11 protein-coding genes are annotated in these 12204 nt (G+C 39.7%); 8 read left to right on the top strand and 3 right to left on the bottom strand.

Annotated features, from left to right (window positions below; translation table 11 throughout):
* Positions 1 to 31 precede the first annotated feature (31 nt).
* From rbr to ACO6HM_RS07280, 8 genes are all read left to right on the top strand, one after another.
* The gene (gene rbr / locus ACO6HM_RS07315; protein ID WP_485390435.1) at positions 32 to 595 is read left to right on the top strand and encodes a rubrerythrin; all 564 of its coding nucleotides are present in this window, start codon (positions 32 to 34) and stop codon (positions 593 to 595) included.
* Positions 596 to 842: 247 nt separating this feature from the next.
* On the top strand, positions 843 to 1502 hold the full coding sequence (locus ACO6HM_RS07310; RefSeq protein WP_485390434.1) for a hypothetical protein: 660 nt from the start codon (positions 843 to 845) through the stop codon (positions 1500 to 1502).
* A gap of 21 nt (positions 1503 to 1523) precedes the next feature.
* Complete coding sequence (locus tag ACO6HM_RS07305; protein ID WP_208429405.1) at positions 1524 to 2195, top strand: response regulator transcription factor; 672 nt, start codon at positions 1524 to 1526, stop codon at positions 2193 to 2195.
* Positions 2196 to 2214: 19 nt separating this feature from the next.
* Entirely contained in the window at positions 2215 to 3747 is a 1533-nt protein-coding gene (locus ACO6HM_RS07300; RefSeq protein ID WP_485390433.1) for a sensor histidine kinase, read from the top strand.
* Between the two features lie 15 nt (positions 3748 to 3762).
* Positions 3763 to 4551, top strand: coding sequence for a hypothetical protein (locus ACO6HM_RS07295; RefSeq protein WP_485390432.1), 789 nt, complete (start codon positions 3763 to 3765; stop codon positions 4549 to 4551).
* 132 nt (positions 4552 to 4683) lie between these two features.
* Positions 4684 to 5586, top strand: coding sequence for a chemotaxis protein (locus ACO6HM_RS07290; protein WP_485380070.1), 903 nt, complete (start codon positions 4684 to 4686; stop codon positions 5584 to 5586).
* A 52-nt stretch (positions 5587 to 5638) separates the two neighbouring features.
* A complete protein-coding gene (locus tag ACO6HM_RS07285; RefSeq protein WP_485390431.1) occupies positions 5639 to 7456 on the top strand; it encodes a hypothetical protein in 1818 nt (605 codons plus the stop codon).
* A 52-nt stretch (positions 7457 to 7508) separates the two neighbouring features.
* On the top strand, positions 7509 to 8180 hold the full coding sequence (locus tag ACO6HM_RS07280) for a uracil-DNA glycosylase (protein ID WP_485390430.1): 672 nt from the start codon (positions 7509 to 7511) through the stop codon (positions 8178 to 8180).
* On the opposite strand, the gene asnA is transcribed toward ACO6HM_RS07280, so the two are convergent.
* The 3 genes from asnA to ACO6HM_RS07265 form a co-directional block, all read right to left on the bottom strand.
* A complete protein-coding gene (gene asnA, locus ACO6HM_RS07275) occupies positions 8177 to 9190 on the bottom strand; it encodes an aspartate--ammonia ligase (RefSeq protein WP_485390429.1) in 1014 nt (337 codons plus the stop codon). The genes ACO6HM_RS07280 and asnA overlap by 4 nt on opposite strands.
* A 108-nt stretch (positions 9191 to 9298) precedes the next feature.
* Positions 9299 to 10663: an MATE family efflux transporter gene (locus ACO6HM_RS07270; protein ID WP_485390428.1), complete on the bottom strand. Its 1365-nt coding sequence runs from the start codon at positions 10661 to 10663 to the stop codon at positions 9299 to 9301.
* Positions 10656 to 12014 (bottom strand): MATE family efflux transporter, encoded by a 1359-nt coding sequence (locus tag ACO6HM_RS07265; protein WP_485390427.1) that lies wholly within the window; start codon positions 12012 to 12014, stop codon positions 10656 to 10658. Before ACO6HM_RS07265 ends, ACO6HM_RS07270 begins: the two co-directional genes overlap by 8 nt.
* Between the last annotated feature and the right edge of the window lie 190 nt (positions 12015 to 12204).

The raw sequence follows: 12204 nt of genomic DNA, 5'->3' as shown, positions 1-12204 counted from the left end.
GCCTAAAATATAGAAAACGGAGGGATAAGAAATGGTAGAAGATAGGTTTGAACAGTTAGGAAAAGATATCAAGGGTACAAAGACAGAGAAGAACCTTATGGAAGCTTTTGCAGGTGAGTCACAGGCTAGAAACAAGTATACATATTTCGCATCTAAGGCAAGAAAAGATGGATATGTTCAGATAGCTGAGATATTTGAGGAAACAGCAGGTAACGAGAAGGAGCACGCAAAGATCTGGTTTAAGATTCTTTCAGGTATAGGCGTTACAGCAGAGAACCTCGAGCACGCTGCTGACGGAGAAGCTTATGAGTGGCAGGAGATGTACCCTACCTTTGCTAAGGAAGCAAGAGAAGAGGGATTTACCGCTATTGCAAAGCTTTTTGAGATGGTAGCAGATATCGAGAAGGAGCACGAGGAGAGATACCGTAAGCTCCTTGCCAATGTTAAGGGTGACCTTGTATTCTCATCAGAAGGCGATGCTATATGGCAGTGCATGAACTGCGGACATATCGTAGTTGGACCAAAGGCTCCTAAGGTATGTCCTGTATGCAATCATCCACAGGCATATTTTGAGAGAAAGGCAAACAATTATTAATTAAAAGCAGTAGCAGGAATGCTTCCTGCAGACTGATTATGAAAGGCCTCGGAACATATTGTTCCGGGGTTTTTCGTGCTTATGGGAATCTTTAGCAATCTACAAACTGAGGGACTATATATTAGAGTGGTACACTCACTTTGTGATTGTATATTTTAGCTATTTGTGATAGTATACTTAGGATAGGCGTTTTTATTTTAAACGCAGACTCCGACAGGGGAGAATAATAAAGTGGGTAGGGTTAAACATGGCTGATATTAAAAAATATATTTTAGACGGTTACCGTTTTGATGATTCGGATTCTTATGAGCAGGCAAGAAGAGAGCTTGCAAGGATAGCAGATATCAAGTCTGAAAGAAATCTTAGAGAAGAAGAAAGCCTTAGAGAAGTATACGATACTTTGGTGGAGAGTGAAGAATTTGAAACACCTGTTGGAATAGGATTCCTTAGGGAAGCACAGAAGAGGCTTGTGAAGAATCCTGAACAGAGAAAGACTATGAAGGCTATTCCTTTCCATGCCGTTGTTCGTGAAGTATATGTAAATAATGGCCTGGCTGAACCAGCCTATGTGGACGCAGAGGTGGAGGCAGTGCCTGACGCTAAAGAAGCGATAGATAAAGACGCGGAAAATCAGGCAAGTACCGCAGAGGCAGAGAAGAATCTTAGTATTATTAACTCTCTTAGGGCTAAGATAAGAAATTATAGAATCATAATTGCTTTTTTGATTATTATGGTCATAGTTCCTTTTGGGGTTTTATTCTACGATAAAGTGATTAACCCAAACCTTGCAGAAGAATCTCTTGTCAATGAGTATGCTTCTTGGAAAGAAGAGCTTACAAAGAAGGAGCAGGAGCTTAACGAACGTGAACAGATACTTGATGATATGCGTATAGAAAATCAAAAGTAGATTAAATTTGGAGAATAAAAGATGGAAAAAGCCAAAATTCTTGTAGTTGATGATGAGAGCAGGATGCGTAAACTTGTGAGTGATTTTTTGCATCACGAAGGATATGCGGTTGTAGAGGCAGAAGACGGAGAGAAGGCGGTAGATATCTTCTTTGAACGGGGAGATATTGCTTTAATTATCCTGGATGTGATGATGCCTAAAATGGATGGCTGGCAGGTATGCAGGGAAATAAGGAGGCATTCGGAAGTGCCTATAATTATGCTTACAGCCAAGTCAGATGAAAAGGATGAACTCCAGGGCTTTGAGCTGGGAGTTGATGAGTATATATCAAAGCCATTTAGCCCTAAGATACTTATGGCAAGAGTAGAGGCTATATTAAGGAGGGCAGGTGCAACAGGTGATGACAGCTTTGAAGTTGGAGGCATAAAGATAGACAAGGCCTCACACGAGGTTATAATTGATGGAAAGCCCGTGGACCTTAGCGTGAAGGAATTTGAACTGCTTCTTTATTTTATGACCAACAGGGGGATTGCTTTATCGAGGGAAAAGATACTTAACAACGTATGGAACTATGACTACTTTGGAGATGCGAGAACAATAGATACACATGTTAAGAAGCTTAGGGCAAAGATGGGTTCTAAGGGGGATTTGATTAAAACTATTTGGGGAATCGGGTATAAGTTTGAGGCCTAGTGCCCTGTAAGAGGTTTAAATGAAACATTCCATTAAAGTGCGTCTAATAATAATTTTGATTACTCTTTTAAGTGCAACCATATTGTTTAGCTGGGTTATAAACAAAGTATTTCTTGAAAAATACTATGAAAGCTATAAGATAAACAGGCTGGGAGACACTTACACCAAGGTAAATTCAAAATATGATGTGGATAAGATATCTGCTCTAAGCCTTGGTTATGAGCAGCTTGCGTCCAAACAGAATGTATCTTTATACATATTTAACGGATTTAGCTATTCTGGAGGAATCATACTTAAGACTATATTTCCGACAAGTATGAATGAGATACAAATTATAAGACTGCAAAGCGATATTATAGAGTATTATAAAAAAACTCTTCCAAATGAAGAAGAGGTTAAAAGCGAGAAAGAGGCTACAAGGCTATTAGTCAAGACAGATAAATATAGTATATACAGGCATTTTGACACAAGGCTTGAGGTCAATTATATCGAACTATATGGCATTCTTGATGCGGGAGACAAGATATTCATAAGAAGCAACTATGACAACATTACCGAAAGCGCAATGCTATCAAGTACCTTCTTTGCCTATGTGGGCGTGGTTTCAATATTAATAGGCTCACTTATTATGTATGTCGTAGGTGTTGAATTTACCAAGCCGATACTTAAGCTGTCTCAGATGACCAGAGATATAAGCAATCTTAACTTTGATGTGCATTATAATGGAAAGAGACAGGATGAAGTTGGTGAGCTTGGACATAGTATCAATCTGCTCTCTGAAAAGCTCGAGGATACCATATCCTCACTTAAATCCGCCAATAATAAACTGAAAAAGGACATAAAGCAGAAAGAAAAAGTGGAAGAGATGAGGCAGGAATTTCTTTCCAATGTAACTCACGAACTTAAAACTCCTATAGCCCTTATACAGGGATATGCTGAGGGCCTTAAAGATAATATTCAGGGGGATGAGGAAAGCAGACAGTTTTACTGTGAAGTAATCATGGATGAAGCTGCCAAGATGAACAACATGGTAAAGAGGCTTCTAAACCTTAGTGAGCTTGAGTTTGGAGAGGGCAAGCTTCAGTTTGACAGATTTGACATAATAACTGTCCTTAATTCGGTTGTGGGTTCTATGAATATGGTCTACAAACAAAAAAATGTGATTTCAAAGATGTCAGATATTAAATCCTGCTACGTATGGGCCGATGAATACTTAGTAGAAGAAGTTATAACTAATTATATAAGTAATGCGCTAAATCATGTCGAAGAAGATAGTAATGGCGAAAAAATAATATCAGTCTCTGTAAAGGAAAGTGACTCTACGGTGAGGGTGTCAGTATTTAATACAGGACATCCCATACCAGAAGAGGCAATTGAGAGAATATGGGACAAGTTTTATAAAGTCGATAAGGCTAGAACCAGAGAATATGGCGGCAACGGCATAGGACTCTCTATAGTGAAGGCAATTATGAATTCGCTTAACAGGGAATGTGGAGTGAAGAACTGGGATAACGGAGTGGAATTTTGGTTCGAACTGGATACTAAGGCTTAAAGGAGAATGTAAATAATGAAGAAGAAGTTTGTGTTGCTTGTGCTTACAGCTGTGATGGTGATTAATCTGTCTGCCTGTGATACGGGAGATACCGGGCTTTCAGAAAGTGAACTAAATGAGGTGGCAGAATATGCAGCCAAAATGGTGCTAAAGCATACAAGGAACTATAAGCCTACATTGCAGGAAGAGCTTGAGATTAAAGAGAATCCCAATGTTGTAAAAGAAGACTTTGGTAAGGCTGATGAAGACAGCAATGAGGATAATAATGAAAAGAATAATTCTAATACCTCTTCATCAATTGAAAATAATGCCGATATAAATAATGATAAGAATAGTTCCGGAGATAACAGTAGTACATCTGCGATCAATGAAACCGATGAAAATAGCGATACTGCAGCTACTTTGAACGATGTCTATAAGTCAGACGGATTCGAAGTAGTATATGGCGGTGCGGGAGAATATTCAAGATATCCAAAGAATGAAGGATATTTTTCTCTTGTTGCGGCTGACAATATGAAGCTGTATGTTGTAGAATTTTCAATAAGAAATAAGACAGATAAGAAAAAGAAGTTTTCACAGAATGATGGAGTAACTTATAACCTGACTTTTGACGGAAGCAATTATATCAAGCCAAGTCTTACTCTTCTTGAAAATGACATGCAGACAATTGAAGTGGCTATAGCAGGTGGTAAATCTTCAAAAGGTGTCATTGTTTTCAATGTACCAAAGGCTGCTGACAGAAACAAAGCAAAGTTAAAAGTTTCAAACGGAAACAAGTCCTATACCCTCAATGTAACCCAGTAAGGATGAAATTTAATATCAAAATTACCCTTTACCTAAGCGGGCTTTGAATGGTATAATATAAGGACTGTAACTATGAATTTTAACATTCCGGATATTTATTATACATTATGGACAAAATTGTGGGAGGTTATTATGGATACTGGAATTTTACTTCAGAGTGGAACAAATGAGCTGGAAGTGCTCGAATTTAACATTGGTGCCAATCACTATGGAATCAATGTTGCTAAGGTAAAGGAAATCATGCCTTATGCAGAGCCTACACCAATTCCAAATGCACACGACACAATCGAAGGCATATTTATGCCAAGAGATACAATAGTTACAATAGTGGATCTTGCAAAAAGCCTTATGATACCACCATCACCTGATAAAACAAAGGATATGTACATCGTAACCAATTTTAACAACCTTAATATTGGTTTCCACGTACATGGCGTTCAGGGAATACACAGACTTACCTGGTCTGATATAACAAAGCCTGATGAAACAATCAATGATGCTGAGAGAAGCGTAGCTACCGGTATCATTAAGTTTGACAGCAGACTTATAGTTGTACTGGATTTTGAGAAGATTGTATCTACAATCAACCCTGAAACAGGTATAAAAGCTCAGGATATTGACAGATTGGGAGTAAGAACCAGAAACAATTCTCCTATTCTTATAGCAGAGGATTCACCTATGCTTGAGAAGATGATAATAGACTGTCTTACAAGGGCAGGTTATGTAAATATAACTGCAACTGCAAATGGCGAGGAAGCTTGGAACACCTTACTTCGTTATAAATCAGAGGGAGACCCAACTACTCAGTGCCATTGTATAATTACAGATATAGAGATGCCGATGATGGATGGTCACAGGCTTACAAAGCTTGTAAAGGATGACAATGAACTTAAGAAAATTCCTCTCATCATATTCTCATCACTTATTAATGATGAGATGAGACGCAAGGGAGAGTCCCTTGGTGCCGATGCTCAGCTTACCAAGCCTGAAATCGGACAGCTGGTTGAAGCAATTGACAGATTAGTTTTAAGCTAGTTTATAAAAATAACTAAAATAAAGCCAATAATGCTTTAGGATGGAGGAGAGATTGGATAAGGATAATGAATCTTACCTAGACGAACTGCTTGAGACTCTTGGGCAGGAACCTCCATATGAAACTGACAGGAGGAGAAAAGCGACTGCAAGAGCCAAAAAGAGTAAGATGTCATCCGCTGATGTAACTATCGATTCTTTGGATGAAGAATTTAATCTTGATGACCTGGATGATTCATTTCTTGATGATGTGGATCTGGATGAACTCATTAGTCTTACCAATGCTGATTCGGGTAAATCAGGTCAAAAGGCGGCAGAAGTTAATCTGACTGATAGTGAAAAGGCTGATAATTTAGATAATGTTGAAACTGCTACAGGCGAGGTAGAGGATACTCAGGCAGTTAAAGAAGACAGCACCTTAGGTGAAATGCCTGAAGAAGGTACATATACAGATGTAGGAGAGGCTCCTGTAGCTAAAGCCCCATCCGACTTAGGTGAAGAGCCTGCTTCTACAGGTTTATATGATGTGGCTGATGAAAATCAGGCGTCAAATGAAGAGGATGTAGAAACGGCTGAAGAAATAGGCGATGAGATTGGCTCTGAACTGGGAGCCGAGTTAGGAGAAGAAATCGGTACCGAGATAGGCAGTGATGTAGGTGAAGAGACAGGAACTGAAATCGGTGAAGAGATAGGAACTGAAATTGGTGCTGAGGTAGGAACTGAAATCGGTGAGGAGATTGGAACCGAGATAGGTACTGAAATTGGAGACGAAATAGACACCGAAATTGGACCTGAAACTGAGCCTGCGGTTAACAGTGCTGAAGGTTTTGCATCTGAGAGTGCATCAGGTGATACGAAGCCTGATGATGCTTACAGCGAGTCAGATAAAGCGTCTGCACCGGATATAAATGCACTTGATGACATAGGTGCACCGGAGGTTTTATCTGATAAAGAAATAGCCTCCAATAAGTCCTCTAAGAAAGGTAAGACAGGAAAGAAGGGCGGAGATAAAAAGGGATTATTCTCAGTAATTTTTCAAAAGCTCTTTGCCAATGTTCCTCTTACTGAAGAAGAGATTGCAGCAATCCCTACTCCTGAACAGGAAGAGGCCGCAAAGAAGGAAAAAGAAGCCGAGGCTGCCAAGAAGAAAGAAGATAAAAAGGCGGCTGCAGAGGCAGACAAGAAGAAAAAGGCAGAAGAAGCCAAGAAAAAGGCTGCCGACAACAAGGCAAAGAAGGCTGCCAAGGATGCAGCAAAGAAGGCTGCCAAGAAGGAAGCAGAGCTTAAAAGGCTTAGGGCAGAGGCTCTTGAACAGCCTGAAGGCAAGATAAATAAGGCAGGTGCCACCATTATTCTTCTATTCTTTGTAGTGGCAGCCGCAGTTGTAATAATTGGAACCAATATCTTCTCTTACGATATAAGCATAGCCGATGCCACCCATAAGTTTGGCAACCACAAGTACACAGAGGCTTATGAGGGTATCAGGGGACTTGATATCAAAGAGAAGGATATGCTTATACATGACAAGATTTATACTGTTATGTTCGTTAACAAACAGCTAAACTCATATAATAACTTCTTTGCTATGGGTGATTACTCATCTGCACTTGACTCTTTGATTAAAGGGCTCTCAAGATATGATAAGTATATAGCTCTTGCAAGACAGTTAGGTATACATACAGACCTTGACTATGTGAGAAAACAGATAATGGCAGAGCTTCAAAGCGTATACGGAGTAGACGAGAGAGAAGCGCTTGAACTTATGGATATGACTGACAGACAGGACTACAGTGAGAGGATATATGCTATTGTCTCAAAGCTTGATACCAAGGCTATTGAAGCTGAGAAGGATAAAGATGAATTGGTGCCATAGGCAAAATTACAGGTGGAGGACTTAGGTCTTTCACCTTTTTTATGGAGGGATTATGGGAAGTGTGACAAATGACTGGCTGCCTGTTGTGGAGGAAGAAACAAAGAAGGAATACTACAAAAAGCTATATACATTCTTGAAGGATGAATACAGCCACCATATTATATATCCAAAGTCTGATGATATATTCAATGCTCTTCACCTTACACCATTAAGTGAGGTAAAGGTGGTAATACTGGGGCAGGATCCTTACCACGAGCCGGGGCAGGCTGAAGGGCTGTCTTTTTCAGTTCCCAAAGGGGAGAAAATACCTCCCTCCCTCCAAAACATATACAAGGAATTACAGGCTGAGCTAGGCTTATATATTCCTGAAACAGGCTCTCTTAGGAAGTGGGCTAATCAGGGAGTATTACTGCTAAATACCCTGCTTACGGTAAGGGCTCACGAAGCATTTTCGCATAAAGGAAAGGGCTGGGAACACTTTACTGATGCACTCATAAGTGCAGTAAGTAAGGAAGACAGGCCTATAGTCTATCTCCTGTGGGGAAAGGCTGCAAGGGATAAAAAAGAGATGCTTAAGAATCCTAAGCATCTCATATTGGAATCGGCTCACCCAAGCCCATTGTCAGCCCACAGAGGCTTTATGGGAAATGGTCATTTTAAAAGAGCCAATGAATTTCTTATTGCTAACGGTGTAGAACCGATAGACTGGCAGATAGAGAATTAAAGTAAGGTAATTCCACAAGAATCTGCATTTTCCATAGTGTTAGGAGTCCATACTGAGGACTGAACTTCCCCAATATGGGCTTTTTTTAGGTAGAACATACAAATCCTTGATTGACCTATACCTCCACCTACTGTATAAGGAAGCTCTTTACTTAGTATGGCTTTTTGAAAAGGAAGCTCTGCCCTGTCCATACAGCCTGCGATTTGAAGCTGTTCCTTAAGGCGGAGTTCGTCTACCCTGACACCCATTGAAGAAAGCTCAAGAGCTATATCAAGCAGAGGGTAATATACAATGATGTCTCCGTTTAGTTGCCAGTCATCATAGTCGGGAGCCCTGCCATCGTGCCTTTCTCCGGAGTTTAGGGCACCTCCTATCTGGCTTATAAATACTGCTCCGTGAGCTTTTGCGGCCTTGTACTCCCTTTCCTTTGGAGTAAGGGTAGGATATTCATCTTCAAGTTGCTGGGAGGTAACAAAGCAAATCTGCTCAGGAAGCTCAGGCTTAATGTAGTTATATTTTCTTGCCATGTGCATCTCTGTGCTTTTAAGCGCTTCGTACACAGACATAACAGTCTTTTTAAGAGTGTGTTCGTTCCTCTCCTCTTTGTTGATGATTTTCTCCCAATCCCACTGGTCTACAAAGATAGAATGAATGTTGTCTGTATCCTCATCCCTTCTTATTGCGTTCATATCTGTATACAGACCTTCACCTGAATGAAAGCCGTACCTTTTAAGGGCATATCTCTTCCATTTTGCAAGGGAGTGCACTATCTCAAGAGGCTCTGTATCAGGCTGTTCCTTTAGGTCAAAGGATACAGGCCTTTCTACACCGTTTAAGTTATCGTTAAGACCGGTTTCAGGCCTTACAAAAAGTGGTGCAGATACTCTGGTGAGGTTTAGCTGTTTAGCCAGTTCACGCTCAAAATAGTCCTTTACAGACTTTATGGCAACCTCGGTTTCTCTGATGCTTAGAGCAGGAGAGTAACCCTCAGGAAATATTTCGTTTTTCATAGTTAGCCTCCATTAGATATATAATAATCCCATATTACCACCGTAAAATACGGATAACACGGGATTATTATATGCTATTTTAATTCAGTTATCAAGCGTGGATATATATTATATACCCATAATCCGTCTTCGTCTTCTAAGCCATCCACCTTGCAGATAATATATCGTAAATACAAAAGAAGTAAGAAACCATGTCACAGGATATACAGTAAGCACAGTTCCTATATGATGGTTAGTAGGAACAACAAAGAATATCCAAAGAATTCTAAGTCCACATATTCCGACGGCTGTGATTAAGGTAGGTATAAGAGAATCCCCTGTAGCCCTTATAGCTCCTGAAAGCACCTCTATTCCTACAAAGAAAATATAAAACTGGCAGTAATGCCTGAACATATACACTCCAATATCTATAACGGACTGCTCGTTGGTAAAAAAGTGCAATATATGCTCACAGCCGATATAAAAGACTAAACTAAGAAACACAGCAGATATTGAGGTAAAGATGTAAGTAATCTTCACACTCTTTTTGATACGGTCAAAATTCCCTGCTCCAAAGTTCTGCCCTACAAAGGTAGTAACTGATACACCGAAGGCTCCTATTACCATCCAGTAAAAATTATCATTTGTGGTAAATACTGTCCAGGCCGCAACTGTATCAGTACCGAAGCTGTTTACCGAAGACTGAACTATAATATTTGATAGAGAGTACATTACTGACTGAAAGCCTGTAGGCAGACCTATCTTAAGCATTGCGATAAGTTCATCTTTATGAAAGCCGATTTTCTTTATGTCTAACTTGTAGCTAAACTCTGCTCTCATAAGCATGATAATTACAACCAGGGCACTTACTACCTGAGCAAGCAGGGTAGCAAGAGCTGCACCGAAGATACCCATCTTAAATACTGCCACAAAGAGGATGTCAAGCACCACATTTACTACTGTACAGACTATGAGTACATACAGTGGGCTTTTAGAGTCGCCTACAGCCCTTAGGATGCTTGATCCCATATTGTATACAAGTACAGGAATAGAGCCTAGAAAGTACACCCTCAAATAAGTTGTTGAGAGATCTATTATATCAGATGGCGTATTCATAATACGCAGTATCATAGGAGAAAATATTATTCCTACTATCATGATGATGACGCCACTTACAAGGGAAAGAGCAATAGAAGTGTGGACAGAGTCGCTAAGATTCTTTCCTTTGTTTGCACCATAAAACTGAGATATAATCACTGCAGCTCCCGCTGAAAGCCCTACAAAAAAGCCAATCAAAATATTTATTATATAAGTGGTTGCTCCTATTGCGGCAAGAGCTTCTTTATTTACATATTTTCCTACAATGACAGCATCGGTTGTGCTGTAAAGCTGCTGTAAAAACGAACCAAGCAGGATGGGAAAGAAGAACACGAGTATATTCCTGCTTATTGAGCCTGTAAGTATCGAGTTTGTGCTCTGTATCTGTTTATCCATTGACAGTTCCATTCATCTTAAAATTATTTTCTATTTTCTTCATAACCATTATAAAAGCAGGTATGAGGAAGATATTCGCTGCTATCCAGGCAGTAGCGTTGGAATAATATATTGCATCTACTCCAAACCAAACTATACCTATGAAAGCTACTGCACATCTTGCTATCATTTCCATTATGCCTGCAAGCATAGCAAAGAGGCTGTGCCCAAGTCCCTGTATGGCATATCTTAGTACCATCAAAAGCCCGAGAGGGAAGTAAAACGAAGCATTTGCAAAGAGGAACTTCTCTACATAGCCGAGGAGCTCAACCTGGTCGGCATTTACAAAGAGAAGGGCTACGTACTTGCCTGCCAATATGATGGCAAAGAATGCAAACACGGTATACACTCCCATTGCGATTATGCCCTGCTTCATACCCTTATGTATACGGTCAAGCTTTCTTGCGCCAAGATTCTGCCCGCAGAAAGTAGCCATAGCGGTTCCTATAGTATCATAAGGCTGAGTAAAGAGAAGAGAAACCTTGTTTCCTGCAGTAATTGCTGCGACATATACAGAGCCAAGACCATTTACAGCTGTCTGTATTACAGTTGAGCCGATTGCGGTTATGGAGTACTGAAGCCCCATAGGAAGCCCCATTAACAGCAGCTTATTCGACAGCTTTGTATTAAACGTCCAGTCACCTTTATCCATTTTTAATATAGTATACTTTTTCTTTATAAATAAAAAGCATAGTATACAAGATACAAACTGAGATATATCTGTTGCAAATGCTGCCCCGAATACTCCCATTTTAAATACGATTACAAATAGCAGGTCTAAGGCAATATTTATAAATGATGAGAAAATTAAAAAATACAGTGGAGTCTTAGAATCTCCCAAAGCCCTCATTATCCCCGAAAGCAGGTTGTAAAACATAATTCCAAGAATTCCTGCAAAAATGGTTACTATATATTCATAAGAACCCTGAAAAATGTCATCCGGTGTATTCATTAGCCTTAGCATTGGTTTTGTAAATGTAACAGTTACAGCTGTAATTAGAGTGCTGACTATGAGAGAAAGCCAGACAGCGTTGGTTACAAGTCTTCTTAGTCTGTCAAAATCTTTTGCACCAAAGGCCTGCGATACAGGTATCATAAAACCACTGCTTACTCCGATAATGAAGCCAAGTACAAGGAAATTGATAGCGCCCGTACCGCCAACGGCTGCAAGTGCCTTTACGCCTACATATTTGCCTACGATTATGGAGTCAGCCATATTATACATCTGCTGAAAGATATTTCCAAAAAGCATAGGTACCGCAAAGCTTAGTATGGCTTTGATAGGATTTCCTTTTGTTAAATCTTTAATCATTGCTGCCCTCCAACTTGCACAATTAAGTTTATTAGTATTAGTAATAATAATACAAATAAGTATTTTTTTCAATGAGTAACTTGCTTTATTTAGTTGCGTAGAAGAGGTAGTATTGATATAATGAAGATAGATTATAAACTCGTGCTAAACAGTAAGAGGTTATATATAAGATATACTTAAGAATGAGGAG

The organism is Catonella sp. (assembly GCF_057250765.1).
This window is presented reverse-complemented; position numbering and strand designations above follow the sequence as displayed.

Excerpts from the sequence above, each read along its gene's own strand:
- rbr (WP_485390435.1), top strand. The coding sequence starts at position 32 with ATGGTAGAAGATAGGTTTGAACAGTTAGGAAAAGATATCAAGGGTACA.
- ACO6HM_RS07310 (WP_485390434.1), top strand. The coding sequence starts at position 843 with ATGGCTGATATTAAAAAATATATTTTAGACGGTTACCGTTTTGATGAT.
- ACO6HM_RS07305 (WP_208429405.1), top strand. The coding sequence starts at position 1,524 with ATGGAAAAAGCCAAAATTCTTGTAGTTGATGATGAGAGCAGGATGCGT.
- ACO6HM_RS07300 (WP_485390433.1), top strand. The coding sequence starts at position 2,215 with ATGAAACATTCCATTAAAGTGCGTCTAATAATAATTTTGATTACTCTT.
- ACO6HM_RS07295 (WP_485390432.1), top strand. The coding sequence starts at position 3,763 with ATGAAGAAGAAGTTTGTGTTGCTTGTGCTTACAGCTGTGATGGTGATT.
- ACO6HM_RS07290 (WP_485380070.1), top strand. The coding sequence starts at position 4,684 with ATGGATACTGGAATTTTACTTCAGAGTGGAACAAATGAGCTGGAAGTG.
- ACO6HM_RS07280 (WP_485390430.1), top strand. The coding sequence starts at position 7,509 with ATGGGAAGTGTGACAAATGACTGGCTGCCTGTTGTGGAGGAAGAAACA.
- asnA (WP_485390429.1), bottom strand. The coding sequence starts at position 9,190 with ATGAAAAACGAAATATTTCCTGAGGGTTACTCTCCTGCTCTAAGCATC.
- ACO6HM_RS07270 (WP_485390428.1), bottom strand. The coding sequence starts at position 10,663 with ATGGATAAACAGATACAGAGCACAAACTCGATACTTACAGGCTCAATA.
- ACO6HM_RS07265 (WP_485390427.1), bottom strand. The coding sequence starts at position 12,014 with ATGATTAAAGATTTAACAAAAGGAAATCCTATCAAAGCCATACTAAGC.